Source organism: Streptomyces mashuensis (assembly GCF_014654785.1).
Taxonomy (GTDB): domain Bacteria; phylum Actinomycetota; class Actinomycetes; order Streptomycetales; family Streptomycetaceae; genus Streptomyces; species Streptomyces mashuensis.
In genome coordinates this window covers 73,738-100,372 of sequence record NZ_BNBD01000003.1, presented here as the reverse complement: position 1 = coordinate 100,372, position 26,635 = coordinate 73,738, and the positions used below count along the sequence as shown (strand labels likewise).

The following is a 26,635-nucleotide window of genomic DNA, read 5'->3' as shown; positions in this document are numbered from 1 at the left end:
GCCCTTCGAGGGTCTATTTTTTCGACTCGTGCTTGACCGGTAACTTAGATCGGATCGCAGTGAACGGCATTCAGCTCACCGTAACGACGTTCCCCGAGGGCGGGCAGCCCATCCGCTGCCTGATCATGGACGACGAAGTCCTCTTCGCCGGACCCGACTGCTGCCGGGTGCTCGGCATCCAGTACCACCAGGACGCCTACCGGCGACTGCACCCGGACAACACCATCGTTCTGACCTGCGACGACGCCGTTAGTGGGGGCCAGACCCCCACTATCCCGAAGGGCTTCTTCGGCCGGAACCCCAAGCAGGGCCTCACCTTCCTGACCGAGGCCGGCCTGTACGAGCTCATCCTCCGCAGCGACAAACCGCAGGCCGAACCGTTCCGGCGATGGATCACCAGCGGGCTGCTGCCCGCAATCCGGCGCGGTGACGCCGACCTTTCGTTCCACCAGGAGCGGATGAAGGAGACGTTCGCCGAAGCCGTGGGGCCCACCGGGCTGGAGGTCATCGCCGAGCTGAAGAGCACCAAGGGCGTCACCCTCCAGCAGTTCGCGGACGCCTCGATCCGGTGCCAGCACGGAGAGATGGTGCGCCGCCAGTCGAAGAGCCGACGGGACGAGAACGGCGACCTCTACGTCTGGTACCGGTGCCCGGACGTCATCGGAACCGCGGCGGGGCGAACCCAGACCACCTGCGGCACCTGGAGCCCCGCGAAGATCCGCAGGGATGGGCAGCCCGCTGAGGACGGCGCGGTTCGGACCCTCGAACCGACCGTCGTCGTGGAGGAGGGCCAGCTCGGCTTCCTCTTCGGTCCGCGGGACGTCGTCCTCGCGGCCCTACGCGACCTGGGGTTCGCCGCCTGATGTACTCCCTCTCTCAATCGGTGCGGGTCCGGGGCGCCGCCGGCGAGCCGCTGCCGAACCCTTTCAAGGGCCTGACCCGCCTGGAGGCTGAGCTCCGCAGGGGCGAGCTCTCCGTGGTGGCCGCGGCCGGAGGCACTGGCAAGTCCGTCCTGGCCGTCAACTTCGCGGTCCAGTCGAACGTCCCCTGCCTGTACTTCTCCGCGGACTCCACGGCCGCGACGCAGCTCAGCAGAGCGACGGCCATCATCACGGGCGACGACAGCAAGGTCATCAAGCGCAAGCTGCACGAGGGGGACTTCGCGGAGTACGCCCCGGCGCTGGCCCAGCGTTGGTGGATCCGCTTCAACTTCGAGGCCCGACCCACCCCCGCCACGCTGGAGCTGCTGCTCGAGTGTTTTCGCGAGGTCTTCGGGATTTACCCGCACCTCGTGGTCCTCGACAACCTGAGCAACGTCGATGCCGGCGCGGCGGACAGCGCGGAGTCCTACACGTTCGGCCTGGAAGGTCTCTGCGATTACCTGGCAGAGATGGCGCGTGAGACCCACGCCCACGTGATGGCGATGCATCACGTTGTCGGCGAATATTCAGACGGCCTCAAGCCCATTCCGCAGAGCGGACTGCGAGGAAAGATCAGCCGAGTTCCTTCGCTCATCTTGACCATGCACAAGGAGGTTGACGGCATGTCCGGGAGGACGCTCAACGTCAGCGTGGTCAAGAACCGGGAGGGGCGAGAGGACAGCTCGGGGGAAACGTACGCAGCCCTCGAATTCAACCAGTCGAACATCCGCCTCCGTGATGTCGATCACGCCTTTTAGTCTTATCTCAAACTTGACCGGTAACTCAAGGGTGGGTATTATCAAAAGCGCAGGGTCAAAGAATAAAGCAAAGGGCTACCGCTTCGAGCGAGAGTTCGTGGACGAACTGCTCGTCGAGTTCGCCGAATTCCCGGAAGTCGCCGCGCACATCGAGCGACACGGCTCCGTCTACGGCGTCAACGACCGGGGCGACATCCGCATGGGCCCGGTCGCATGGGTGTGGGAGCTGAAGAACGTTCAGCGCTTCGACCTCGCCGGCTTCATGAAGGAGCTGGAGCGCGAGATCAAGGCGCACCCCAATGCCGAAAACGGCGCCGTCGTCATCAAGGCCCGTATGAAGCAAGCCAAGTACGCCTACTCAGTCCTTCCTGCTTGGCGACTCGTCAAGCTCCTGAAAGAGAACTACGACCTGAAGCGCCAACTCCAGGTCGAACGAGACATACGGAAGAACAGCAAGTGATCGAGAACAATGGCCACGTCAAGGCGACTGTCCTCCGGTCCCGCGAGTGGCGCGGGAACCACCAAAGCTGGGTCTCCTCCCACCGCCGCTACGAATTCCCCGTCACAGTCCGCAAGGCCGGCGAGGATGCGCGCGAAGCCCGCGATAGCTGACGTCTTCCAGCACTACTACCCGCACATCACGCTCAGGGCCGCCGAAGGCTGGCAGAAGATCCTCTGCCCGATCCACACGGAAACCAACCCGAGCGCCGCCGTCAACACGGCCAAGGGAAAGTGGCACTGCTTTGCCTGTGCCCTCACCGAGGACTCGTGGGACGTCATACAGCGAGAAGAAGGACTGAGCTTTCGTGAGTCAATCGACCTCGCGTCAGAGCGATTTGGTCGAGGCGGCGAAGCGGTACGCGGAAGCGTTCCCCGGCAGCCCCGCCCAGGAGTACGTCGACCACCGCGGTTTGGGGGAGGTGGCCAGCCGCTTCAAGCTGGGCTACGTCGCTTCGGCAGCCACCGGCCATGAGCGCTATGCCGGCCGCCTGGCGATTCCCTACCTCCGCCCGGCCGGCGGGATCCACAGCGTGGCAACGATCCGCTTCCGCTGCATCACCGACGCGTGCACCAAGGAGCCCGACGGCCAGTGGCGCGAGAAGGAAGTGCACGAGGGGCACGGCAAGTACCTGGGCCTTCCCGGAGACCCGCCCCGGCTGTTCAACACGGCCGCCCTCATCAACCCCAGCCCACATGTCGGCCTTACGGAGGGAGAGTTGGATGCCATGTCCAGTGAACTGGCCGGACTCCCGGCAGCCGGAGTGCCCGGGGTGAGCGCCTGGAAGGAACACTTCACCCCCGCCTTCAAGGGATTCGACAAGACCTTCGTGCTCGGCGACGGCGACGAGGCCGGCCGTAACTTCGCCGACAAGATGTCCGAAATCCTGGAGAACGGCATCCCCTGCGCGATGCCCGACGGCCTCGACGTCAACAAGTTCATCAACCAGCGCGGCACAGCAGCATTCCGAGAAAGGGTCGGCGTTTGATCTTTGAGGTAGGCGACCGGGTCCGCGTTCTACCCCCCGAGGCGACCGACCCGCCCAACCCGATAGCCGAGCTGAGCAAGAACCGGACCGGTCAGGTCGTCGCGACCTACGCCCCCGAAAGCCAGCCCTACCCGTACGACGTCGAACTCGACGACGGAGGCGCGCAGCTCTGCTTCGCCGGAGGCGAGCTGGAGCTGATCGAACGCCCGCCCGCCGACCGCCCCCCGGCGGCCGTCGAAGCCGCGGTCGGCGCCCCGACCTCCCGCCGTTCTCCGGGCGAACGCCTGCTGCGCGAGACAGCCGGCCTGCCCCACGTCCCCGCCCCCCCGAAGGACCAAGCCCTCATGCAGGCAGCCGTCACCACACCTCCGACCGACCACGTCAACCGCCCCGACCACTACACCTCGCACCCCTCCGGCATCGAGTGCATCCAGGTGACCCAGCACCTCGACTTCCTGCTCGGCAACGTCGTCAAGTACCTCTGGCGCTACGGCCTCAAGCCGGACACCCCCAGCCTCCAGGACCTCAAGAAGGCCCGCTGGTACCTGGACCACAAGATCGCCCTGGAGGAGCAGCGCAATGGATAGAACCGTGGTGGTGGTGCCCGACATCCAGGCGCCCAAGCACGACCAGCAGGCCCTCGACGCCATCGTGGCGTTCATCGCCGACGTCGAGCCCGACGAGGTCATCCAGATCGGAGACGCCTGCGACTTCGAGGCCCCCAGCCGCTGGTCCGCCGGCAGCCGGGCCGAGTACGAGGGCAGCGTCGAGCAGGAGGCAGACGACCTCCGCAGGAACTTCATCGTCCCGGTCCGCGACGTCTTCGACGGCCCCTTCGGATTCCACGAGGGCAACCACGACCTCCGACCGCGGAAGTATCTGGAGTCCCGTGCCCCCGGTCTCGGTGCCTCCGACCACTTCCGCATGGAGAACCTGCTCCGCTTCGCCGAGCACGAGGTGCGGCGGCTCCCCGACTTCTACGAGGTCGGCCCCGACGTGATCACCACCCACGGCCACCTCGGACGCATCGGCCTTCGCCAGGACGCCGGCGCCACGGCCCTCGGAGCCGCGAAGCGCTGGGGCAAGTCCGTCGTCATGGGCCACACTCACCGCGCGGCAGCCATCCCGTGGACCACCGGAATCGGCAGCCCCAGAACCGTCTGGGGCGTCGAAGTCGGCAACGTCATGCGGGAGGACTGCGCCGATTACCTCAAGGGCGCGCCCGGCAACTGGCAGAAGGCATTTGGCGTCCTGCACTTCTCCGGAGACCACTTCAAGCCCGAGGTCGTCTACCTGGACGAGCAGAACCAGTTCACCTACGGCGGGTACCAGTACCTTCCGGGGGGCGCCGATGCAGCCTGACGTCGAACTGGACTGGGGCTACCTCGCCGACCTCGCCGGCCGGGTCGCCCACCAGATCGCCGAGAAGTGGTGCGTCGTCGAAGCCGACGACGTCAAGCAGGAAATCCTCGTCCACGCCCTCGAAGAGCGCAGGCACATCGAGTCGGCCTACGGCGACGAAGCCCTGCTCCGCAAGATCTTCTGGACGGCCGGGGTGAGGTACGCCTCGCGAGAGCGCGCCCACTACGACCTGATGGACGACACCTACTTCTACACCCCCGACGAGGCCCGCGCCGCGCTCCGCTCGTTCCTCTACACCGACGACGAGCTGGCGGGCATGTTGGGCAAGCGGGACGACCTCCTCCGGTGCAAGGTCTCCGACAACCTCGTCAGCGCCCGCATCGACGCGACGGCCGGCCTCAAGAAGCTGTCCCTGCGGTACCAGGACCTCGCCATGAGGGTCTACGTCTACGGCCTGCCCCCCAGGGACGAGGCCGAACGCAAGGCCGCCAACAGAGCCGTCGACGCCCTCACACAAGCCATGAACCGCCACATCCGCACGCGAAAGAACACCGAATGAACGACCCCTTCGCCGACGTCAGCCCCTGGGACGAGCCGACGGCCGAGCCTCCGACGAAGACCCCGGCAGTCAACGCATCCGAGGAGACGCGCGTGATCCCCACCGCGATGAACCCCTACAAGATCGGCCTCACCTTCAAGGCCAGCGCCTCCTTCGATGGCGAGTGGATCACGCCGACCATCTACGGCGGCACCGCCGACGAAACCGCTCGCCGCGCCGTCGAGTTGATGCACGCGCTCCGGCAGCACGGCGTCATCGACCTCGCGACGAACGCGGCCGAGTACACCCGCCAGCAGTTCAAGGGCTCCGCGGCCAAGCCGACCCCGAAGCGCTTCGAGGGCGGCAAGGTGCAGCCCAAGAGCGACGCCGAGCACCAGGGCGTAACCGACTGCCCGCACGGCCGCACCCATGTAGCCAAGGGCACGTGGCAGGCGTACTTCTGCAACTCCCGCGATGAATCGGACAAGTGCGAGCCGAGCTGGCTCAACAAGAAGTCCGGGCTCTTTGAGGTCAAAGGCTGATTTTTTCAGCCCTCAAACTTGACCGGTAACCCGCGGAGGGGGTGGGACCGCCGCCCCCTCCCCGCCCGCAGGGCCGAGTAAGAACAAAGGGAACAAGCCTTGCGGCTCATCGACTACAAGATCAAGCACGAACCGGTGCGCATCCACGTCGTGGAGACACCGGAAGACCTCCCGGCCTTCCGGCGGTTCATCAAGGACCACCGAGCGCTCATCGCCTGGGACACCGAGACCACCGGGCTCGACTGGTGGCAGGCGAGTGCCGGCGCGTTCCACCTGCGCCTCGCGCAGTTCGGAACCGAGCACGAATCCTACGTCCTACCGGTCGAAAGTGACGGGCCTGAGGGGCACTTCGCCGAAGCGGCTCGGTGGGCGCTCCGGACGGCCGAGCGCCTTGTCGCCCACAACGCGTCCTTCGACCTCCACGTGGTCGAGCAGTGTCTCGGCATCGCCATGGAGGAGCTGGCTCCGCGCTCCTGGGACACGAAGTTGATCGCCCACCTGGCCGATCCACGGACGGTCGCCGACGGGGGACCTGGGCACAAACTCGTAGAGCTCACGCGGCACTACCTGTGCCCCAGGGTCGCCGACGAGGTCAAGTCCTCGATGAACGTCATCGCCCGTGAGCTGAAGGTCAAGAAGGACGAGGTGTGGCGGGCGGTGCCGCTCAAGCACCACGGTTTCAACCTCTACGCCGGCATGGATCCCGTCTTGGCCGCCCGGCTCTTCAAGGTCCTCATGCCGAAGGTGCCGGAGCGGTCACGGCGGAAGGGGCTGATCTCGTGGGAGCACCGCACGGCACACATCGCCGCCAAGTACGAGCGTAACGGCCTGCCGGTCAACCGGGCCTATGTCGAGAACCGGGCCGCCGAGCTGACCGAGGCCCAGCGCGACGCCGAGGCGACGGCGCGGACGTACGGGGTCGAGAACGTGGGCTCCAACCGTCAGCTCGTCGAGGCGTTCACCAACCTCGGTGTGCGGCTGACGAAGAAGACCGCCAAGGGCAACATCGCGATGGACGACGCCGTCCTCACCGCCATCGATCACCCCCTGGCCCACGCGGTAAAGGAGGCCAAGAAGTCCGCAAAGTGGCGGGCGACGTGGTTCGACCGAGCGCTGGCCGGCATCGGTCCCGACGGCAAGGTGCACGCCAGCGTGAACACCGTCGGCGCCCGGACTGCGCGCATGAGCATCAGCGGCAGCATCCCCGCCCAGACCTTCCCCAAGGGCTCGGGGTACGTGCGCGGGGCCTTCGAGGCGGAAGAGGGCTTCGTGATCGTTTCGACCGACTACAGCAACATGGAGCTGCGGTTTCTCGCCGCCGACAGCGGCGACGAGACCATGCTCAAGGCGTTCCAGGACGACCTCGACCTGCACCAGATAACGGCGGACGCCTCCGGGGTGCCCCGTGGCATTGGCAAGACGGTGAACTTCGCCTACGTCTACGGCAGCGGTCCCAAGAACATCGCCGAGACCTGCGGCATCACCGTCGCCAAGGCCCGGGAAGTCATCCACGGCTTCGAGGAGACCTACCCGGCGGTCAAGCGGTTCTCCGAACAGCTGCAACGCCATGCTCGCCGGCACGGCTACATATGGACGGCGACTGGCCGGAGGCTCCCCGTCGACCGAGCGAGACCGTACTCGGCCTTGAACTACCGGATCCAGTCGTCCTGTCGAGACATCACAGCGCGCGCCATGATCGAGCTCGACCGGCACGGCTACTCGAAGTGGGTCAAGCTCCCTATCCACGACGAAATCCTCTTCGCGTTCCCCGAAGACCGAGCCGAGGAACTGGCTTACGAGACGGCCCGGCTCATGGAGTTCACCTACAAGGGGCTCCTCATCCCCGCCGAAGCTGAGATCGCCGGCAGGTCCTGGGGCGACCTCTACAACGGCGACACCAAGCACTAACGAACAAGGAACAGCTTGTACGCGACCTACCTGGGCGACGACCTCGTCCAGATCACTCTCGACTCCGACGAACTCGAAGCCGTCATCGCTGCTGTCGAGACCTGCCTGCGGCATGAAACCCGCGGCCCCATCCACCGCATCATGCTCGGTGAGTTCCTGGACGTCGTCGAGCCCGTACGACCCGGAAACGAGGGCTGACCATGACCGAGCAGGACCCCTTCCAGCAGATCGTCGACGGCCTCGCCTACGACCTCCAGCGCGATCACCTCGAACAGCGCGGCGTGCTCGCCGTACTGACGGCACGCCTGACGGGCGTCGTCTACCAGGAGGCCCAGGGCCACGGAGTGCCGCACCGCCTCGCGCAGAAGATGGCCGGCGACTTTTGGGCCGCGGAGATGGCGATGGCGTCCGACGTCGCCGACGAAGGGGAAGACCTCCCCGAATGAATTAATCCCCCGGCCTGAGCCGACCGATGAGGAGCCGGGCACCACCCGCCACACAGGACGAAGGGGCCCTCCCCGGACGGAGAGGGCCCCACAAGGAAGCCCCGAATGGACCGCAGCACCGTCGTCCGAACCCAGGAAGACTGCCTGGACGACTTCTGGCAAACCATCGCAGAACTGACGATCAAGTACGCAGACCAGCTCGCCGACGACTAGGCGGCCGTCTCAAGATCCTTTGCCTCCAGTGCCGGCTTCGATGGCGGCGCCACCCACAGCGGCCACACCGTGCACTTCGTCTCCGGGTTCCGACCACGGTGGACCCGTATCTCACGAATCAAAGCCCGCAGGACCAGCCGCTGATCCGCTGGCTCGGCTACCGCGTACACCTCCATCGCTGAGGCGACTGCCGCCGCCTCCGGCCTGGCGATGATCTTCGGCCTCTCCTTGATCTTCTTCTCCAGAAGGGCGCTCTCCTCACGGAGGGCGCTCTTCTGCGTTTCGTACTCCGCGCGCCTCCGCCGAGCGGCCTCCTTGCTGATCAGCTCGTCCAGCACGGAGTCCGTGAGCTTGTCCTCCTTCTGGCGAATCGCCGCCAGGGCAGCCTTGATCTCGTCCAGCCGCTTCAACTCGTATGAGACGTCGGTGTTGCCCTTGGCTTGAATCTCGGCCATTCGCACAGGCAGACTCTCAGCCCCCGCCGGGTCACCGGCGGCCTGCCGGTTGAGGAACGCCAAGGCCGACTGCTCCGCCGTTTCGAGGGTGACGTACACACCTCCGCCAGGGCAGTCCCTGAACTTCATCTGACGCGTGCACCGAAAGAGCACGTCGCGAGGGTCCGGCTTCCCGTCCACCCATGGCCTCTGCACCTTCTTCGCCCGCAGCATCGAGTGCATGGAGAATCCGCATCCCGAGCAGGTGAGCATGCCGGAGACCTGGTACTTCGCCGCGTGCTGGTGACCCTTGTCGTCGCTGCTCTTGCCCTTGAGGCGCCTTTCGACGTACGCATCCCAAATGCGCTCACACTCGACTTCGTCCTCGAAGACGGCCTGATGCTTGCCCCGGTAGTACAAGTACGCGGTGACGTCGCGGTGTGCGCTCTTCCGCTTGGTCCTGGTGGACCCGTCCTCGCGGGTGATCACCACGAACATCTCTTCGGGCAGCGAGTACCGAACGTAGCCGAGTCCGAAGCCGGTATCCAAGATCGAGTAGAGGTCTCCCGCGTCGATCTCACGGCCGGTCCAGTTGACGATCTTCTTCTTGCGCAACCACAAAACCATGCTGCGCACGGAGACGCCGGCCACGTAGTCCAGGTAGAGCTTGGCCAAGATCGGCGCCGTCACGGGGTCGAGCTTGAGAACCCCTTCCTTGCACTTCGGGCACTTGTCGACCTCTTTGCCTCGCTCCGGCGGAGGGCAGGTGTCGCAGCGGTAATACCCAAACTTGCCCCGTGCCGCTGAGCCGTGCGGAAGGCCCCGGATCTTCCGACGCTCGATCGCCGCCTTCCACATGTCCGACTTCTGGTTGGACTCCAGCTCGGCGATGTTGAGCATCTGGGCGATAGCAAAACGACCGATCGTCGTCTTACCGTCGAAGTCCTCGTGCGCGGCCCTGACCTCGATGCCGTACGCCAGCAGGTCGTCCAGGTGCTGAAGGGACTCCTTGAGGTTCCGGCCGAAGCGCGACCAGATCCATAGGATCAGCACGTCGAACTCTTTGTTCTTGGCCATCTCCTTGATCCGGCCGATCTCGCGATCTTCGAAGCCGCGGCCGGATTCGCCGAGGTCCATGATCGGATCCATGACCAGCTCGACATCGTTTGCGGCCGCAAGCTTGAGTCCAGCATCGACCTGGAGCTCAGGGCTGATCATGTCGGGCCTGGCGGTGGAGACGCGGACGTAGATGATGCCGCGCTTCTTGCGCCTAAAAGTCTCGGGGATGCTCTCGTCCTGCGCGGGGCGCAGGCGTAGGGGAGCGGGAGCAGGGGCCATGATGTGCACGTCCTCGAACATAGGTGTCCATTGCACCCATAGCTCCGGGACGAAAGTCCTCTACCCCAGGGACAGAAGTCAGTGATGTACTCCCGGAGCGACGAACGACGCGCCGAACATGGCCACCACGTGCTGGGCGCCCAGGCCCACGGTGCGCGGCCACGACAGCCGTTCGTCGGGACGGACCACGGCCCCGGGCGCCGGGGTGCGCCCGTCACCGTGCAGGGTCCAGCGCACGCCGAGGCCCATGAATCTCCCCTTTGTTCCTGTGTTCGTTCGCTCGATGCCGATCTTGGCCGGTTTTGTCCGGCCGTGATGATCCGGACCATGCTAAGCCGCCCGGGAAAGTGGTCCGCGCCGCGCGGGCGTCACCGGAAGGAGTTCGTCCTGTCGCCGCGAGTTGCTGCGATCGGCGCAATAAACGCCTCGTAGGGCTGTATGGCCGCGGACCTCAGATGTTTATCAGTTCATGCGAGGTATGTCTCTGGTGTCCGAATTCCTGCAATTCAGGAGACACCATGCGCAACCACGTCGGCCGCACCGCGGCCGCCGCGATCATCGCCGCCGCCACCATTGTTCCGGCTGCTGGGGTGGCCTCGGCCGCGCCGCAGATCGCGTCCGGCAACCAGACCGTGAGCTGGGACGACGACCACGACGGCGACCGCGACCGCGACCACCGCCGCGACCACGGTCGTGAGCACGGCCGGGACCACGGCCGCGACCGGGACCGCGACCACGGTCGCGAGCACGGCCGCGACCACGGCCGCGACCGGGACCGCGACCACGGCCGTGAGCACGGCCGGGACCGCGACCGCGACCGGGACCACGGCCGCGAGCACGGCCGCGACCGGGACCGGGACTGCGACCGCGGCCGGGACCACGGCCGCGACCGTGACCGCGACCACGGCCGTCGCCACCGCGACGACTGCGACCGCGACCGCGGCCACGGCCGCCGTCACCACGACGACTGCGACCGCGACCGCGGCCGCCACCACGACGACTGCGACCGCGGCCGTCACGGCGGCCACGGCGGCGGTTGGGGCAACTGGGGCGGCTGGGGCGGCTGGAACTGGGGCGGCATCTTTATCGGCAAGTGGCACCACGGCGGCTGGGGCGGTCACAACGACTGCGACAGCTGGGGCGGCGGCCACCACCGCAAGTGGGACGACTGCGACAGCAAGTGGGACCGGCACGGTGGCCGGGGCCACGACGACTGCAACCGGGGTGGCCACGGCGGCCACCACGGCTGGGCCATCGTGATCTGAACACCGCGCGCCTGACGGTTCCCCTCCACCGCGGGCCGTGGCCGCCCCCTCCGGGCCGGACCACGGCCCGCGGCGGCGTTCCCGCGCCCCTTCAGCGCCGGACGGCCGGATCCGCCGGCACCCCGGCGGCCCGGCGCTCCGGCGCCCGCAGCACGCCCGCGCCCGCCACCAGGCCCGCCGCACAGGCCGTCACCAGCCCGAACGACACCACCAGCGACGTGGCGTCCGCGACCTGGCCGATCACCGTCGGTGCCACCAGGCCGGAGGTGTACGTGATCGTGGCCACCGCCGCGATCGACCGGCTGGGGTCGGGGCCACTGCGCCCCGCCGCCGCGAAGGCCAGCGGCACCACCACCGCGATGCCCAGCCCCAGCAGGCCGAAGCCCACCAGCACCGGCACCGGCGAACCGGCCCGCACCACCAGCGCCCCGCCCGCCGTCGCCAGCACGCCCCCGGCCCGTACGGTGCGTACCGTGCCGAACCGGCGCACGGCCGCGTCACCGGCCAGCCGGGCGACCGCCATCGTGCACGCGAACGCCGTCGTGCAGCCGGCCGCCACGCCCGGGGCCGAGCCCACCACGTCGCGCAGGTAGACCGCCGACCAGTCCAGGCTCGCCCCCTCCGCGAACACCGCGCAGAAGCCGACCGCGCCGATCACCAGCGCCGACCGCGGCACCGCCCACCCGCCGCGCCGGCCCGGGCGCTCCCGGTGCGCCTCCTCGGGCGCCGGCGCGTCCCACACGTACCGGCACGCCACCGCGCCCAGCAGCGCCAGCACCCCGGCGGCCGCCCCCAGGTGGACGCGGGCGTCCGTGCCGGCGTGCGCCGCGACCGTACCGGCCGCCGAACCCGCCAGCGCCCCCACGCTCCACATGCCGTGCAGCCCCGACATGACCGGGCGGCCCAGCAGCTCCTCGGTCCGCACGCCCAGCGCGTTCATGGCCACGTCGGCCATCCCCGACGTGGCCCCGTACACCGCGAGCGCCACGCACAGCGTGCCGGGCCCGGGGGCGAGCGGGGGCAGCGCCAGGGACGCGCACCACAGCACGAGCAGCAGGCGCAGGGCGGCCCGCGAGCCCAGCCGCCGCGTCACACGCCCGGCGAGCGGCATGGCGAGCGCGGCCCCCGCCGCGGGGAAGGCGAGGGCCAGGCCGAGCGTGCCGGAGCCGATGCCGAGGTGTTCCTGGAGCCAGGGGATGCGGGTGGCGAAGCCGCCGGTGACGGCGCCGTGGACGGTGAAGACCGCGGCGACGGCGGCGCGTGCCCGGCGCGGCGACGGGTCGCCGCGGCCGGCCTGCTCCCTGCTGGTGCCCATGCTGCCCCCTCCTCGGCATCGGCCCCTACGGGCCCGTGCGGGGGACCCAGTCCATCAGCAGGCGCCCTGGTCCTGCCACACCCCCCACTGGCCGGTGGTGCCGGGCTCCTCACCTTGCGTCCACCACTTGGCCTTCCAGGTGCGGGACTTCCACGAGACGGTCGCCCCGCCGGAGTACGCCGCGGCCCGGTCCCATGCCGGAGCCGTGCAACTGCCGCCGGTGGGCGTGCCGGTGGGGGTGCCGGTGGGGGTCGGGGCGGGGGTGGTGCCGCCGCCCGGCTCGACCACGGTGGTGCCCCGGGCCAGGTCGCCGGCCAGGGCGTAGGTGCTGCCGCCGAAGCTCACGGTCCAGTTGGAGGGCGTGGACACCGGCAGGTAGTAGACGAGGTCGAAGGAGGTGGTCGCGCCCGGCGCGAGCGGCTGGGAGGACGGCAGCTTCACGGACGCCCGGTGGTAGTCGCCCTTGAGGCCGCCCACGTTCGTCGGGGCCGTGTGGTCGCTGCGGATCACCGTCAGGCCCCAGCCCGACTGGTCCTTGGCGGTGCCGGGCGCGGAGGTGGCGTAGTCGAACTGGAACTCGGCGCCGCCGGGGATGGTGGCCCTGGTGTTGTTGGTGATGCGGACCTTGGGGCCGATGGGGTAGTTGGAGTCGCCCAGCGGGAAGCCGGTGAGGTCCACGCGGACGTCGACCGCCTTGTCCGGCAGGGCGGTGGTGGCCCGCCGGGCCCCGTAGGCGGGGGCCGCCTTGTACGCGTCGTACAGGGCGGTGGTGAGGGTGTCACCGGGCCCGTACTGGCCCTTGGCCGCGTCCCAGCCGTAGTCGCCGGCCAGCTCCCAGATCATCGTGCCGCCCAGGCCCTTGTCCACGACGTACTGCGCCTTGGCCTTGACCGACTGCTCGTCCTCGGTGGAGAGGAACACCTTCTTCTCCGCGTTCCACAGCCAGGGGGCGACGAGCGTGGAGTCGTAGTGGCGGGTGTAGGTGCCGGTCAGTTTCGTGCCGGCGGGGAAGCCGTAGGCGCCGGCGTAGTCGCCGACGAGGCCCTTCTCCAGGTTCTTGGCGTGCCACATGGGGTTGGAGCCGGCGGGCGACTCCTTGCCGTCGTCGTCCTTGTCGTGCCAGAGGTTGTCGATGCCGACGGCGCCGTCGCCGCAGGAGGTGAGGCCGGAGCCGGCCGGGCAGGACGTGGCCTTCGCGGTGCCCCACAGCCCGTCGGTGCCGCCCGTCACGTTCTTCCAGCCGCGCGTGTAGTACGGCAGGCCGAGGTTGATCCGCCCGGCGGGCAGGGCACCGCGGAAGTAGTGGTACGCCCAGTCGCCGTTGAGGTAGCCGATGCCGCCGTACTGGGGCGCGGTGTAGACGCCCCACTTGGCGAGCTCGGCGTCCTTGCCGTCGTCGTAGAGCGCGGCGTTGGGCCCGACGAACTCGTTCCAGGCGCCGTGCAGGTCGTACGACATGACGTTGACGTAGTCGAGGTAGCGGGTGCTCTGGTACGTCTCCATGCCGCGCAGCAGGTAGCCGGAGGAGGGCGCGGCCACCGACAGCAGGTAGTGGGTGCCGTCGGCGGCACCGGCCCGGTCGAGCTTCTCGCGCAGGGTCTTCAGCAGGGCCGCGTAGCCCTGGTTGAGGCCGCCTCGGCGGGCGTTGGCGAGCGCCCAGTCCTTGGGGTTGCCGGCGTCCTTCATCGACGTCGGGTACTCGTAGTCGATGTCGACGCCGTTGAAGCCGTAGGTGCGCAGGAAGGCGACGGCCGAGTCGGCGAAGGTGTCGATGCCGGCCTGGTTGACGGAGCCGTCGGCGTTGGTCGCCGTCCTGTAGAAGCCGCCGGAGTCGACGCGCTTGCCGTTCTCGTCGAGGTAGCCGCCGGTCTCGGCCCAGCCGCCGACCGAGATCAGCGTCTTCACGGAGGGGTGCTGCTTCTTGTACTTCGTGAGCAGGTTGAAGTGGCCCTTGTAGGGCAGGGCCGGGTCCATTTCGGCGCCCTTGACGCCCGGCCACGTCATGCCGGTGGCGGGGTTGTCCGGGCCGTCCTTGCCGACGGACATGCGGTCGTCGGGGCCGACGTGCGCGAAGGCGTAGTTGAGGTGGGTGACCTTGTCCCAGGGGATGTCCGGGGCGAGGTAGGCGGGGGTGCCGTCCTTGCCGGTGCGCCAGCCGGTGAAGTAGCCGATGACGCGTCGCTGGTGGCCGTCGCCCATCTTCTCGCGGCCGGCGGTGTCGTAGACCGAACAGTAGGGGACGTCGACGCCCGGGGTGGTGTAGAGGCCGTCGGGCCGGCAGGCGGCGTGGTCCTCGGCCTGCGCGGGCGCGGCGGTCGCCGAGAGGGTGCCGGCGACCAGCCCGGCCACGGCGGCGCCGGCCGAGGCGAGGACGGCGGCCCGTCTGCGGGACGGTCTGGGGGAGGGGGTGCGTGAGGGTATGCGGAACAACACGATCGGGGTCCTCCAGTGGGGGCTCGTGCGAGCGGTGGGGGGTGTGCGTCGTGCTGTGGCCCGCGGTTCGCGCGTTCCGGCGGGCCGTGCTCCTCGGAGGTGTGGCAGAGGTTAAGAGGACTAGACCAGTGCGTCAATAGTCCGGACCAATACGGTGACGGGGCGCCCCTCGCCTCCCCGGCCCCGGGCGGCACGGGTGTGAGACGGCGCACTCTGTCAAGCCCCCATGGACACCGCGGCGCGCCCCGGCGTACGCTCGGACAGGCCGGACCAGCGCATTTCCGAGAAAAGCGCAGGTCAGGCACCAGACGCCCTGCGCGAGCCCGCGCAGGACACCAGTACACGCAAGCGCACTCCGGGGTCGGTGAAAGTCCGAACCGGCGGTTACAGTCCGCGACCCGGCCGCAGCCAGCGGCCGGTTGACCAGGTGAAATTCCTGGACCGACGGTTAAAGTCCGGATGGGAGGCAGTGCGCGGCGGGCCCGTACCGGCACACCCCGAGGGGTGGTCCCGGAGCGGCGGCCCCGGCGACCCCGCCGGCCGGCCGCCCCCTCGACCCACCCGTCCCGGTGCCGCCGCGACGGCGCACCCGCTCTCGTCGTCGTCCCGTACGACCGCCCCGGAGTCCATGCCCGACCAGGCAGGAGGACCCCGGTGGCCACCGCGACCGAAGCCGACGCGATGCGCCGAGCCATTGCGCTCGCCGCCCGCGGCCTCGGCTCGACCAGCCCCAACCCCGTCGTCGGCTGCGTCGTCCTCGACGCACACGGCCGCACCGCCGGCGAGGGCTGGCACCTGCGTGCCGGCGGCCCGCACGCCGAGATCGCCGCCCTGCGCGCCGCCGCGGAGGCCGGCCACGACGTGCGCGGCGGCACCGCCGTCGTCACCCTCGAACCCTGCAACCACACCGGCCGCACGGGCCCCTGCGCCCGCGCGCTCATCGACGCCGGCATCGCCCGCGTCGTGTACGCCGTGGCCGACCCCAACCCCGTCGCCGGCGGCGGCGCCGGCACCCTCGCCGCCGCCGGCGTCCACGCCGAGGGCGGACTGCTCGCCGACGAGGCCGCCGCCGGCAACGCCGCCTGGCTCACCTCGGTGCTGCGCCGCCGCCCCTTCGTGGTGTGGAAGTACGCCGCCACCCTCGACGGCCGCAGCGCCGCCGCCGACGGCACCAGCCGCTGGATCACCTCCGCCGAGTCCCGCGCCGACGTCCACCGGCTGCGCGCCGAGGCCGACGCCGTCGTCGTCGGCTCCGGCACCCTGCGCGCCGACGACCCGCACCTGGCCGTCCGCGGCCGGGACGGAGCCGTCCAGCCGCTGCGGGTCGTCGTCGACACCCACGCGACCGTCCGTCCCGGCGCCCGCGTCCTGGACGACGCGGCCCCCACCCTGGTGGCCGTCGCCGAGGACGCCGACACCACGCACCTGCCCGGCACCGACGTGCTCCGGCTGCCCCGGACCGCGGCGGGCCTGTCGATCCCCGCCCTGCTCGACGCCCTGCACGCCCGCGACGTGCGGTCCCTCCTCCTGGAGGGCGGCCCCACCCTCGCCGGCGCCTTCCTCGCGGCCGGCGTCGTCGACCGCGTCGTCGGCTACCTCGCCCCCGCCCTGCTGGGCGCCGGGCCCGCCGCCCTCGGCGACGCCGGCATCGGCACCATCGCCGGCGCCCTCCGCCTCGACGTCACTGACGTCACCCGGCTCGGCCCCGACCTCCGCGTCACCGCCACGCCCCTGCCCACCGTCCCCCGGCCCGTCCCCGCGACCGCGCCCGCCCTCGCCACCGCCAAGGAGAACTGACGTGTTCACCGGAATCGTCGAAGAACTGGGAGAGGTCGTCACCATCGACGACCTCGGCGACTCCGCTCGCTTCCGGCTCCGCGGCCCTGTCGTCACCCAGGACGCCAAGCACGGCGACTCCATCGCCGTCAACGGCGTCTGCCTCACCGTCGTGGACACCGCCGACGGCGAGTTCACCGCCGACGTCATGGCCGAGACCCTGAAGCGCTCCGGCCTCGGCGCGCTCGTCCCCGGCTCCCGCGTCAACCTCGAACGCCCCATGGCGCTGGGCGGACGCCTCGGCGGCCACCTCGTCCAGGGCCACGTCGACGGCACCGGCACCATCGTCGAACGCGTGCCCGGCGAGCACTGGGAGATCGTCCGCATCGCCCTCCCCGACGGGCTGGCCCGCTACGTCGTGGAGAAGGGCTCCATCACCGTCGACGGCGTCAGCCTCACCGTCGTCGAGGCCGCGGACGACAGCTTCACCGTCAGCCTCATCCCCACCACCCTGGCGCTGACCACCCTCGGCCTCAAGCAGGCCGGCGACCCGGTCAACCTCGAGGTGGACGTCCTCGCCAAGTACGTCGAGCGGCTGCTCGGCGCCCGCGGCGGCGAGGAGAAGGCCGCATGAACGCCCTCCAGTGGCTCAACGGCGAGGCGTTCTCCGTCCTCGGCCAGCACGTCATATGGTCCGACATGGTGGGCAACACCATCGGCCTGGCGGCCCTCGCCCTCGGCTGGCGCCGCTCCATCCTCACCTGGCCGGCCCAGCTGCTCTCCGGCCTCGTCCTCATCGCCGCCTACGCCTCCGCCCACCTCAGCGGCGGCGTCGGCAAGCAGCTGCTGGTCGTGGTCGTCGCCGCATGGGGCTGGCGGCAGTGGAACCGCGGCCGCCGGGAGGCCCAGGACGGCTCCCTCGCCGTCCGGTTCGCCACCTGGACCGAACGCGGCCTGCTGGTGGCCGGCACCGCCGCCGGCACCCTCGCGGTCGGCCTGCTCTTCACCGCCGTGCCCCAGCTGTCCTGGAACCCCTGGCCGGACGCGTACATCTTCGTCGGCACCCTCGCCGCGATGGTCGCCCAGGCCCGCGGGCTGGTGGAGTTCTGGTTCGCCTGGCTGCTCGTCGACGTGGTGGGCGTGCCCCTCGCGTTCAGCAGCGGCCTGGCGTTCTCCGGCCTCGTCTACGTGATCTACTTCGCCCTCGTCCTGTGGGGCATGCGCGACTGGTGGCTGCGTTCCCGTACGGGGACTGCGGCCGTCCCGGAAGGAGTGGCGGCATGACCGCTGTGCAGAGCTGGTACGAGACGGACGGCGCCGACGCCGGGGTGCTGGCGCTCGACCCCGTCGAGCGGGCCGTCGCCGACATCGCCGCCGGCCGCCCCGTGGTCGTCGTCGACGACGCGGACCGCGAGAACGAGGGCGACCTCGTCGTCGCCGCCGAGAAGATCACCACCGAGATCGTGGCGTTCATGATGAGCGAGTGCCGCGGCCTCATCTGCGTCCCCATGGAGGACGCCGACCTCACCCGGCTGGACCTGCCGCAGATGGTCGACCGCAACACCGAGTCCATGCGCACCGCCTTCACGATCTCCGTGGACGCCACCGGCGCGCACGGCGTCGACACCGGCATCTCCGCCGCCGACCGCGCCACCACCATCCGGCTGCTCGCCGACCCGGCCGCCGCGCCCGGCGACTTCGTCCGCCCCGGCCACGTCTTCCCGCTGCGCGCCCGGCCCGGCGGCGTCCTGACCCGCAACGGCCACACCGAGGCCGGTGTCGACCTCGCCCGGCTGGCCGGGCTGCACCCGGCCGCCGCCATCGTGGAGATCGCCGGCGAGGACGGCGCCATGCTGCGCCTGCCCGAACTGGTGCCCTTCGCCCGTAAGCACGGCCTGTCGATCATCTCCATCGAGGACCTCATCGCCTACCGCCGCTCCGCCGAGCCCACCGTCCGGCGCGAGGCCGAGACCCGGCTGCCCACCGCCACCGGCGAGTTCCGGGCCTTCGGCTACCGCTCCACCGTCGACGGCGTCGAGCACATCGCCCTGGTCGCCGGCGACCTCGGCGACGGCGAGGACGTCCTCGTCCGCGTCCACTCCGAGTGCCTGACCGGCGACGTGTTCGGCTCGCTGCGCTGCGACTGCGGCCCCCAGCTGCGCGCGTCCCTCGACCGGATCAGCACCGAGGGCCGTGGCGTCGTCCTCTACCTGCGCGGCCACGAGGGCCGCGGCATCGGGCTGCTGCCCAAGCTGCGCGCCTACGAGCTCCAGGAGGACGGCCGCGACACGCTGGACGCCAACCTGGAACTGGGCCTGCCGGCCGACGCCCGGGACTACGCCGCCGGCGCGCAGATCCTCACCGACCTGGGGGTCCGCTCGCTGCGGCTGATGACCAACAACCCCGACAAGACCGCCGCGCTGGTCCGGCACGGCCTGACGGTCACCGGCCGCGAGCCCATGCCCGTCCAGGCCGGCGAGCACAACCTGCGCTACCTGCGGACCAAGCGCGACCGCATGGGCCACGACCTGCCCTGGCTGGACACCGAGCGCGTCTCGGCCTGCGGCAACCAGTGACACCAGTGAGCACCAGAGCTACGGAAACCACCGAGGAGACGACGACGTGAGCGGCAAGGGCGCGCCCCAGCTGAGTGTGAAGAACTGCCAGGACCTGCGGGTGGCCGTGATCGCCGCCCAGTGGCACGAGAAGGTCATGGACGGCCTCGTCGACGGCGCCCTGCGCGCCCTGCACGAGCTGGGCATCGACGAGCCCACCCTGCTGCGCGTCCCCGGCAGCTGGGAGCTGCCGGTCGCCGCCCGGGTGCTGGCCGGCCGCGGCTACCACGCGGTCGTCGCCCTGGGCGTCGTCATCCGCGGCGGCACCCCGCACTTCGACTACGTCTGCCAGGGCGTCACCCAGGGCCTCACCCAGGTCTCCGTCGACACGGGCGTGCCGGTCGGCTTCGGCGTGCTCACCTGCGACACCGAGGAGCAGGCCCTGGACCGCGCCGGCCTGGAGGGCTCGGCCGAGGACAAGGGCCACGAGGCCGTCACCGCAGCCGTCTCCACGGCCGTCCTCCTCCGTTCGGTGACCCATCCCGGGCAGTGACGGGCGGTCCGACCCCGTAGGGTAGGACCACCATGGACAGGAAGACGTTCGAGGAGCTCTTCGCCGAGCTCCAGCAGAAGGCAACCGGCGACCCCGCCACCTCCCGTACGGCCGAGCTGGTGGGCAAGGGCGTCCATGCCATCGGCAAGAAGGTCGTCGAGGAGGCGGCGGAGGTCTGGATGGCCGCCGAGTACGAGGGCGCCGAGGCCACCGCCGAGGAGATCTCCCAGCTGCTGTACCACCTTCAGGTGATGATGGTGGCCCGGGGGATCTCCCTCGACGACGTATACGCTCATCTCTGACGGAACGCCTCCGTCAGTTCAATCCCCTAAAAACCGTACATACCGCACGAAGGACACCGCCTCATGCTGCGCATCGCCGTTCCCAACAAGGGTTCTCTCTCCGAGCCTGCGTCGGCGATGCTCCATGAGGCCGGCTACCGCCAGCGCAAGGACCGCAGGGAACTGGTCCTGGTGGACGCCGAGAACGAGGTGGAGTTCTTCTTCCTCCGCCCCCGCGACATCGCCGTCTACGTGGGCTCCGGCCGGCTCGACATCGGCATCACCGGCCGCGACCTGCTGCTCGACTCCGGCTCCGAGGCCGAGGAGATCATGCAGCTGGGGTTCGCCGGCTCCACCTTCCGCTACGCCGCCCGGCCCGGCACCGCCAAGGACGTCGGCGACCTCACCGGCATGACCATCGCCACCTCCTTCGCCGGCCTGGTCACCCAGCACCTCGCCGACAACGGCGTGGACGCCTCCGTCGTCCGCCTCGACGGCGCGGTGGAGACCGCCATCCAGCTGGGCGTCGCCGAGGTCATCGCCGACGTCGTCGAGACCGGCACCACCCTGCGCAACGCCGGCCTGGAGATCTTCGGCGAGCCGATCCTGCGCTCCGAGGCCGTCGTCATCCGCCGCGAGGGCGCCCCCGCCGACGACCCCAAGGTGCGGCAGTTCCTCCGCCGTATGCAGGGCGTCCTGGTGGCCCGCCGGTACGTGATGATGGACTACGACATCCGGGTCGAGCACGTGGAGCGCGCCGTCGCCCTCACCCCCGGCCTGGAGTCGCCCACCGTCTCCCCGCTGCACCACGAGGGCTGGGTCGCGGTCCGCTCCATGGTGCCGGCGCAGGACGCCCAGCGCATCATGGACGAGCTGTACGACCTCGGCGCCCGCGCCATCCTCACCACCGGCATCCACGCCTGCCGCCTCTGACCGGCGCCCCGCCGCCCGAACCACCTGGAGAGACGCACGTGTCCGCCCCCGTGCCGGCGACCGGCCTGCCCGAGCTGCCCGTCACCTTCCGGCCGACCGGCACCCGCGTGGTGCTGCTGACCATCGGCACCGTACTGCTGGTCGTGCTCACCGCCCTGTCGCTGCTGCTGGAGTCGTTCACCACGGGGGACCGGATCAGCTTCATCAGCACCGGGCTGCTGGGCCTGGGCGTCCTCGCCCTGCTCAGCCGCCCCAAGGTGGTCGCCGCCCCGGACGGGGTGACGGTGGTGAACCTGACGACCAAGCGCCGCCTGGCCTGGGCCCAGATCGTCCGGGTCAACCTGCGGGCCGGCGACGCCTGGGTGTACCTCGACCTCTCGGACGGCACCACGCTGGCCGCCATGGGCATCCAGACCGGCATCGCCAAGCAGCGCGCCATCGCCGACGCCCGCGCCCTGCGGGCCCTGGTCGACGCGCACGGCACCGGGCGGTCGGCCACCTGACGGCGGTCTTCACGGTTCCTTGATTACCCTGGTGCCACGGACACACCCGTGCCCGGCCCCCCCAGGGGCACCTGCGAACCGAGGAGTGACGTACTCCGGCAATGGACGGACCGTCCTGTAGTACCTGCGCCGCCCCCGTGTGCGAGGCGGCGTCATGACCATCACCGTGTCCCTGCTGCTGCTCGCGGCAGCCTTCCTCCTCATCCTGGCGAACGGCTTCTTCGTCGCCGCCGAGTTCGGCCTGGTGACCGTCGACAAGCCGGACGCCGAGCGGGCCGCCGCCGAGGGCGACCGCCGGGCCCGCACCGTCGTCGCCTCCCTGCGTGAGCTGTCGTTCCAGCTCTCCGGCACCCAACTGGGCATCACCATCACCTCCTTGGTGGTCGGCATGCTCGCCGAGCCCGCCCTGGGCCGGCTGCTGACCGGGCCGCTGACCTTCGCCGGGCTGCCCGCCGGTGCTGCCCCCGGCGTCGCCGTGATCACCGGCATGCTGCTGGCCTCGGCCGTCCAGATGGTCGTCGGCGAGCTCGTGCCGAAGAACTGGGCGGTCTCCCGGCCGCTCCAGGTGGCCCGGTTCGTGGCCGGCGCGCAGAGCCGGTTCGCCCACTTCTTCCGGCCCGTGATCACGCTGCTCAACACCGTCGCCAACCGGCTCGTCCGCGCCCTGGGCGTGGAGCCGGCCGAGGAGCTGGCCTCCGCCCGCACCCCCGGCGAACTGGTGTCCCTCGCCCGGCACTCCGCCCGGGCCGGCGCCCTGGAACCCGACACGGCCGACCTCTTCGTCCGCACCCTCTCCCTCGGCGACCTGACCGCCCAGCACGTGATGACCCCCCGGGTCAAGGTCAGCGCCCTGCAGTCCACGGCCACCGCCGAGGACGTCCTCAACCTCACCCGCGCCACCGGCCTCTCCCGCTTCCCCGTCTACCGGGAGCGCCTGGACGAGGTCATCGGCATGGTCCACCTCAAGGACGCACTGGCCGTGCCCGTCGCCGACCGGCTGCGCACCCCCGTCGGCCGCATCGCGGTCGCCCCGCTGCTCGTCCCGGGCAGCCTGCCCGTGCGCCCGCTCCTGGAGCGGCTGCGCAGCGAGCAGCCGATGGCCGTCGTCGTCGACGAGTACGGCGGCACGGCCGGGGTCGTCACCCTGGAGGACATCGTCGAGGAACTCGTCGGCGAGGTCCGCGACGAGCACGACGACGCCGACGCCGCCCGCCCCGAGCTCGCCCCGGTGGCACCGGAGGACGGCCGGCCGGCGTGGGAGGCCGACGGCGGCTGCCGCGTCGACGCGCTGCGCCGCATCGGCCTGGAGGTGCCCGACGGGCCCTACGAGACCGTGGCCGGCCTCGTCGCCGACCTGCTGGGCCGCATCCCCGCCGCCGGCGACGCCGCGGAGCTGCCCGGCTGGCGGCTCTCGGTGCGCCAGGTGGGGCACCACCGCGCCGAGCGGGTCCGCATCGTCCGGACCGCCGCCGTCCCGGTGGGGGCGGTGGAGGCCCGATGAGCCTGGTGCAGCTGCTGTTCGCCGTGCTGCTGGTGCTGGCCAACGGCTTCTTCGTGGGCGCCGAGTTCGCGCTCGTCTCCGTACGCCGCAGCCAGATCGAGCCCCGGGCGGCCGAGGGCTCGGCGCGCGCCCGTACCGTCCTGACCGGACTGGAGAACCTGCCGCAGATGATGGCGGCGGCCCAGTTCGGCATCACCGTCTGCTCGCTGACCCTGGGCGCCGTCGCCGAGCCCACCGTGGCCGCGCTCCTGGAGCCCGTCTTCCACGCCGTACGGCTGCCCGAGGGGCTCGTGCACCCGCTGGGCTACGTCGTCGCGCTGGCCCTCGTGGTCTTCCTGCACCTGGTCATCGGCGAGATGGTGCCCAAGAACCTGGCCATGTCGGCGCCCGACCGGGCCGCGCTGTGGCTGGGCCCCGGCCTGGTGACCTTCGCCCGGCTGTGCCGGCCGGTCACCCGGCTGCTGGGCGCCTGCGCCGCGGGCGTGCTGCGGCTCTTCCACGTCGAGCCCAAGGACGAGGTGGAGTCCGTCTTCACCAGCGAGCAGCTCAACCGCCTGGTCGAGGACTCCCGCCAGGCGGGCCTCCTGGAGCCGGAGGAGCAGGAGCGGCTGGAGGACGCGCTGGGCCTGGGCAGCCGCCCGGTCACGGAGGTCCTGCTCGACCCGGCGACGCTGGTGACCGTCGACCCGTCGGTGACGCCCCGGCAGGTCGAGGAGCTCACCGTGCGCACCGGCTACTCCCGCTTCCCCATATGCGCCCCGGGCACCGGTGCGTTCATGGGCTACCTGCACGTCAAGGACGTCCTGGACCTGGAGGAGCGGGACCGTGCGGTGCCGCAGCGGGTGTGGCGCCGCGTCCAGACCGTCCGGGCCGAGCTGCCGCTGGACGACGCGCTGACGGTGATGCGCCGCGCCGCCGCCCACCTGGCGGCCGTCGCCGACCGCTCGGGCCGCGTCCTGGGCCTCGTGGCCCTGGAGGACGTCCTGGAGATGCTGGTCGGCGAGGTGCGCGACCCGTCCCACCGGGTGGTCCCGGTCCCGCGCGAGCGGGAGACGGTCGCGAGCTGAACCGCGGAGGGGCCCGGACACCGGGCCCCTCCTTCGTGCGGCCTCTCCTACGGCGCCGGGTCCTGCGGGTCCCGCGTCTCGCCCTGGGGGCGGCGCGGCGTCGTCCAGCCCGGGCCGGAGAGGACCTCGCCGTACGCCTGCATGAGGTCCGGCAGCCGCAACGTGGCCAGGTCCTCCCGCGTCGGCACCGCCGCGTACTGCGACAACCGCAGGTCCCGGTACGCACAACTCTTCTCGTACAGCGTCCGCAGGAACCGCCCGTTGCCCAGCTCGTCGATCCAGCCCTGCTCCACCACGTGGTCGCTGATGCTGCGCAGCTCCTCCAGCGCCTCCTCGTCCCACACGTCCCCGTTCTCCGCCGCCAGCACCTCGCCGATGCTGGTCAGCTCGGCGGGCCGGTAGCTGGGGAAGTCGACCCGCGTCGTGAAGCGCGAGTGCAGGCCGGGGTTGGCGGCCAGCAGCCGGTCCATGCCCTCGGGGTAGCCGGCGAGAATGACCACGAGCCGGTCGCGGTTGTCCTCGGCGCGCTTGAGGAGCACCTGGAGCGCCTCGTCGCCGTACGCGTCGCCCTTGCTGTAGCCGGAGTTGGAGAGCGAGTACGCCTCGTCGACGAAGAGCACGCCGCCCAGCGCCGAGTCGATCAGCTCGTTCGCCTTGACGGCCGTCTGGCCGAGGAACTCGCCCACCAGGTCGGCCCGCTGGGCCTCCACCAGGTGGTCGCCGCCGAGCAGGCCCAGGGCGTAGAACACCCGGCCCAGGATGCGGGCCACGGTGGTCTTGCCGGTGCCGGAGGGGCCGGAGAAGACGAAGTGGCGCTTGGGGGGCTGGACGGGCAGCCCCTGGCCGGCGCGCAGCCGGGCCATGTGCAGCTGTGCCGACAGCGCCCGGACCTGCCGCTTCACGGGCTCCAGGCCCACCATGCGCTCCAGCTCCGCCAGTGCCTCGGCCAGCAGGACGGGGTCGGAGCGGCCGGGCAGCGGCGGCGGGCCGCCCTGCGCCGGCACCCGGTGCTTCTCCCGCACCCCGTCCGCCTCCACGGGCGAGCTGCCCGCCGCCTCGGGCTCGGTGCCGGTGAGGACGTCGAGGGACTCGCTGCCGGCCCGGCCGCCGTCCGGCTCCGGGTCGGGGGCGGCGGAGGAGGCCGGGGCGGGCGGCGGCGCGGCCGGCGGCTCGGGGGCGGCCGCGCCGCCCAGCGGCACGGACGCCAGGTCGGGCGGCTCCTCGCCCAGCACGTCGCCGTCGGCGATGGCGGTCAGCCGCGCCGAGGTGTCCATGAACGTGGGGTCGACCCGGTGCACCGCGCGGTACAGCGGCAGGGCGGCGGCGCTGCGCCCGGTGCCCTCGTGCGCGCGGGCCAGCCAGTAGCGCAGCTCCTTGCGCTGCGGCTGCTCGCTGCGGCACCGCATCAGCGCGGTGGCCAGCAGTGGTTCGGCCTGCCCGTACATCTCCAGGCGGACCCGGGCCATGCCGCCGAACAGGCCCGCCTCGATGCCCAGCAGGGGGTCGTCCAGGAGCGGGTCGGTGTGCCGGACCAGCAGCTCCCAGTCCTTGACCAGGTAGGCGCGGCAGGCGTGCAGGAAGCGGACCTGGGGGTCGGTCTCGGCCGGCGGGCAGCCGGCGAGGGCGCGGTCGAGCTCGGGGACGTGCCGGCCGTCCAGCCAGTGGGAGGCGTGGGCGAGCAGCAGGTCGCGCCCGGTCTCCAGGACCGGCTGGACCCACCAGCCCAGCCAGTACCAGGAGTTGAGGGGGCGCCGGTGGCGGGCGCGCTGCTCGCCGAAGCGGTCGCGGTGCCGGTACATGCGCAGCAGCGCGGTGGTGGTCTCGGCGCGCAGCGCGTGCAGGCCGAGCCAGGCGTCGGCCATGCCGGGGTCGGCCCGGACGGCGGCGCGGAACTCCTTCTCGGCCTCGGTGTACGCGCCCATGGTGTAGGCGTCGACGGCGCGCAGCCAGGCGAGATCGGCCGGGGCGGGTGGGCCCTGCATGCCGAGATCCATCACGTCCCCCACAAACCTGCCCCCGTAGCGTGCCGTGCCGCCGGGCGGCGCGTCGGCCGCTCCCTTTACGAACTGATGTGCTGTGGACGGGAGTTGAGCAGTGAACCAGTGCGGTGGTGCCGTACCGGCGCGCCTGCCGCGGGGTGGGCCCTCCCGCGCCGACGGTGCACCGTCTCGCATCGTACCGGCGTCATCGGTGTCGGCCGAAGGGTGCGGGGGCGCAGAGCGCGGCCGTGACGTGCGCCGGGGGCGGAACGGAAAGCGATCCGGAGAGCGGTGACGGTGGGTGACGACGGCTCGGCGCGCGCTCCGTCCGGCCGGGGGACAAAGCGCCCGAAGGGGTCCGGGGCGGGCAGTACGAAGCCCCCGATCACGGGGGAACAACCGGGGGCTTCGCGACTGCAAGCGGCCTTCTCCGGCCGCGCATTGAGAACGTAAGTCCTGTACCGCCCATCGGTCAAGCCGAGTTGGGGCACTCGGCGGGGAACGTACCCCGCCGCCCGGGCCGTCGCC

General features: G+C 70.9%; 26 protein-coding genes, 2 pseudogenes and 1 riboswitch. Of the genes and pseudogenes, 23 read left to right on the top strand and 5 right to left on the bottom strand.

The window, feature by feature from the left end; genetic code table 11:
• Positions 1–59 precede the first annotated feature (59 nt).
• The 12 genes and pseudogenes from IE305_RS09705 to IE305_RS09655 all read left to right on the top strand — a co-directional run bounded on the left by IE305_RS09705 (position 60) and on the right by IE305_RS09655 (position 7,961).
• Positions 60–863 carry a BRO-N domain-containing protein gene (locus IE305_RS09705; RefSeq protein ID WP_190129097.1) on the top strand — a complete coding sequence of 268 codons (804 nt, stop codon included), beginning with the start codon at positions 60–62 and terminating at the stop codon, positions 861–863.
• Positions 863–1,678 (top strand): AAA family ATPase, encoded by an 816-nt coding sequence (locus tag IE305_RS09700; protein ID WP_190129096.1) that lies wholly within the window; start codon positions 863–865, stop codon positions 1,676–1,678. The genes IE305_RS09705 and IE305_RS09700 overlap by 1 nt, the downstream gene beginning before the upstream one ends.
• A gap of 97 nt (positions 1,679–1,775) precedes the next feature.
• The gene (locus IE305_RS09695) at positions 1,776–2,138 is read left to right on the top strand and encodes a hypothetical protein (RefSeq protein ID WP_229890775.1); all 363 of its coding nucleotides are present in this window, start codon (positions 1,776–1,778) and stop codon (positions 2,136–2,138) included.
• Between the two features lie 9 nt (positions 2,139–2,147).
• Positions 2,148–2,456, top strand: a pseudogene (locus IE305_RS33745) (CHC2 zinc finger domain-containing protein); the annotation flags it as partial.
• A gap of 28 nt (positions 2,457–2,484) precedes the next feature.
• Complete coding sequence (locus IE305_RS09690) at positions 2,485–3,165, top strand: toprim domain-containing protein (RefSeq protein WP_229890774.1); 681 nt, start codon at positions 2,485–2,487, stop codon at positions 3,163–3,165.
• Positions 3,162–3,752 carry a DUF3310 domain-containing protein gene (locus tag IE305_RS32915; protein WP_229890773.1) on the top strand — a complete coding sequence of 197 codons (591 nt, stop codon included), beginning with the start codon at positions 3,162–3,164 and terminating at the stop codon, positions 3,750–3,752. The genes IE305_RS09690 and IE305_RS32915 overlap by 4 nt, the downstream gene beginning before the upstream one ends.
• Positions 3,745–4,527, top strand: coding sequence for a metallophosphoesterase (locus tag IE305_RS09680; protein WP_190129095.1), 783 nt, complete (start codon positions 3,745–3,747; stop codon positions 4,525–4,527). The genes IE305_RS32915 and IE305_RS09680 overlap by 8 nt, the downstream gene beginning before the upstream one ends.
• On the top strand, positions 4,517–5,086 hold the full coding sequence (locus tag IE305_RS09675; protein ID WP_190129094.1) for a hypothetical protein: 570 nt from the start codon (positions 4,517–4,519) through the stop codon (positions 5,084–5,086). The genes IE305_RS09680 and IE305_RS09675 overlap by 11 nt, the downstream gene beginning before the upstream one ends.
• On the top strand, positions 5,083–5,607 hold the full coding sequence (locus IE305_RS09670) for a hypothetical protein (protein ID WP_190129093.1): 525 nt from the start codon (positions 5,083–5,085) through the stop codon (positions 5,605–5,607). Before IE305_RS09675 ends, IE305_RS09670 begins: the two co-directional genes overlap by 4 nt.
• Positions 5,608–5,706: 99 nt before the next feature.
• Positions 5,707–7,515, top strand: a complete 1,809-nt coding sequence (locus IE305_RS09665) for a DNA polymerase (protein ID WP_190129092.1) — start codon at positions 5,707–5,709, stop codon at positions 7,513–7,515.
• Positions 7,516–7,530: 15 nt separating this feature from the next.
• The gene (locus IE305_RS09660; RefSeq protein ID WP_190129091.1) at positions 7,531–7,713 is read left to right on the top strand and encodes a hypothetical protein; all 183 of its coding nucleotides are present in this window, start codon (positions 7,531–7,533) and stop codon (positions 7,711–7,713) included.
• Positions 7,714–7,715: 2 nt separating this feature from the next.
• The gene (locus tag IE305_RS09655) at positions 7,716–7,961 is read left to right on the top strand and encodes a hypothetical protein (RefSeq protein WP_190129090.1); all 246 of its coding nucleotides are present in this window, start codon (positions 7,716–7,718) and stop codon (positions 7,959–7,961) included.
• A gap of 209 nt (positions 7,962–8,170) precedes the next feature.
• Here the strand turns inward: IE305_RS09655 and IE305_RS09650 are convergent, their stop codons facing one another.
• Together IE305_RS09650 and IE305_RS09645 are read right to left on the bottom strand one after the other, a co-directional pair.
• The gene (locus IE305_RS09650; protein ID WP_190129089.1) at positions 8,171–9,967 is read right to left on the bottom strand and encodes a recombinase family protein; all 1,797 of its coding nucleotides are present in this window, start codon (positions 9,965–9,967) and stop codon (positions 8,171–8,173) included.
• Positions 9,968–10,039: 72 nt separating this feature from the next.
• Positions 10,040–10,195: pseudogene (locus IE305_RS09645) on the bottom strand (nitrate reductase); the annotation flags it as partial.
• Between the two features lie 269 nt (positions 10,196–10,464).
• Between IE305_RS09645 and IE305_RS09640 the strand changes: the two are divergent.
• Positions 10,465–11,211, top strand: coding sequence for a hypothetical protein (locus tag IE305_RS09640; RefSeq protein WP_190129088.1), 747 nt, complete (start codon positions 10,465–10,467; stop codon positions 11,209–11,211).
• Between the two features lie 91 nt (positions 11,212–11,302).
• On the opposite strand, the gene IE305_RS09635 is transcribed toward IE305_RS09640, so the two are convergent.
• Both IE305_RS09635 and IE305_RS09630 read right to left on the bottom strand, forming a co-directional pair.
• Positions 11,303–12,526 carry an MFS transporter gene (locus IE305_RS09635; protein ID WP_190129087.1) on the bottom strand — a complete coding sequence of 408 codons (1,224 nt, stop codon included), beginning with the start codon at positions 12,524–12,526 and terminating at the stop codon, positions 11,303–11,305.
• Between the two features lie 54 nt (positions 12,527–12,580).
• Complete coding sequence (locus tag IE305_RS09630; protein WP_229890772.1) at positions 12,581–14,959, bottom strand: chitinase C-terminal domain-containing protein; 2,379 nt, start codon at positions 14,957–14,959, stop codon at positions 12,581–12,583.
• 346 nt (positions 14,960–15,305) lie between these two features.
• Positions 15,306–15,436, top strand: a riboswitch (FMN riboswitch).
• Positions 15,437–15,640: 204 nt separating this feature from the next.
• Between IE305_RS09630 and ribD the strand changes: the two genes are divergently transcribed.
• The 10 genes from ribD to IE305_RS09580 all read left to right on the top strand — a co-directional run bounded on the left by ribD (position 15,641) and on the right by IE305_RS09580 (position 24,128).
• A complete protein-coding gene (ribD, locus tag IE305_RS09625; protein WP_373311578.1) occupies positions 15,641–16,756 on the top strand; it encodes a bifunctional diaminohydroxyphosphoribosylaminopyrimidine deaminase/5-amino-6-(5-phosphoribosylamino)uracil reductase RibD in 1,116 nt (371 codons plus the stop codon).
• A 1-nt stretch (position 16,757) separates the two neighbouring features.
• On the top strand, positions 16,758–17,369 hold the full coding sequence (locus IE305_RS09620; RefSeq protein ID WP_190129085.1) for a riboflavin synthase: 612 nt from the start codon (positions 16,758–16,760) through the stop codon (positions 17,367–17,369).
• Complete coding sequence (locus IE305_RS09615; RefSeq protein WP_190129084.1) at positions 17,366–18,019, top strand: nicotinamide mononucleotide transporter family protein; 654 nt, start codon at positions 17,366–17,368, stop codon at positions 18,017–18,019. Before IE305_RS09620 ends, IE305_RS09615 begins: the two co-directional genes overlap by 4 nt.
• Positions 18,016–19,311, top strand: a complete 1,296-nt coding sequence (locus IE305_RS09610) for a bifunctional 3,4-dihydroxy-2-butanone-4-phosphate synthase/GTP cyclohydrolase II (RefSeq protein ID WP_190129083.1) — start codon at positions 18,016–18,018, stop codon at positions 19,309–19,311. The genes IE305_RS09615 and IE305_RS09610 overlap by 4 nt, the downstream gene beginning before the upstream one ends.
• A gap of 46 nt (positions 19,312–19,357) precedes the next feature.
• On the top strand, positions 19,358–19,843 hold the full coding sequence (gene ribH / locus IE305_RS09605) for a 6,7-dimethyl-8-ribityllumazine synthase (RefSeq protein ID WP_190129082.1): 486 nt from the start codon (positions 19,358–19,360) through the stop codon (positions 19,841–19,843).
• Between the two features lie 32 nt (positions 19,844–19,875).
• Positions 19,876–20,145, top strand: coding sequence for a phosphoribosyl-ATP diphosphatase (locus tag IE305_RS09600; RefSeq protein ID WP_190129081.1), 270 nt, complete (start codon positions 19,876–19,878; stop codon positions 20,143–20,145).
• Between the two features lie 63 nt (positions 20,146–20,208).
• Complete coding sequence (hisG, locus tag IE305_RS09595) at positions 20,209–21,057, top strand: ATP phosphoribosyltransferase (protein WP_190129080.1); 849 nt, start codon at positions 20,209–20,211, stop codon at positions 21,055–21,057.
• A gap of 38 nt (positions 21,058–21,095) precedes the next feature.
• Positions 21,096–21,560 carry a PH domain-containing protein gene (locus tag IE305_RS09590; RefSeq protein WP_190129079.1) on the top strand — a complete coding sequence of 155 codons (465 nt, stop codon included), beginning with the start codon at positions 21,096–21,098 and terminating at the stop codon, positions 21,558–21,560.
• 160 nt (positions 21,561–21,720) lie between these two features.
• On the top strand, positions 21,721–23,061 hold the full coding sequence (locus IE305_RS09585; RefSeq protein ID WP_190129431.1) for a hemolysin family protein: 1,341 nt from the start codon (positions 21,721–21,723) through the stop codon (positions 23,059–23,061).
• Positions 23,058–24,128 carry a hemolysin family protein gene (locus IE305_RS09580; protein ID WP_190129078.1) on the top strand — a complete coding sequence of 357 codons (1,071 nt, stop codon included), beginning with the start codon at positions 23,058–23,060 and terminating at the stop codon, positions 24,126–24,128. The genes IE305_RS09585 and IE305_RS09580 overlap by 4 nt, the downstream gene beginning before the upstream one ends.
• A gap of 47 nt (positions 24,129–24,175) precedes the next feature.
• On the opposite strand, the gene IE305_RS09575 is transcribed toward IE305_RS09580, so the two are convergent.
• Positions 24,176–26,122 (bottom strand): AAA family ATPase, encoded by a 1,947-nt coding sequence (locus tag IE305_RS09575; protein ID WP_190129077.1) that lies wholly within the window; start codon positions 26,120–26,122, stop codon positions 24,176–24,178.
• Between the last annotated feature and the right edge of the window lie 513 nt (positions 26,123–26,635).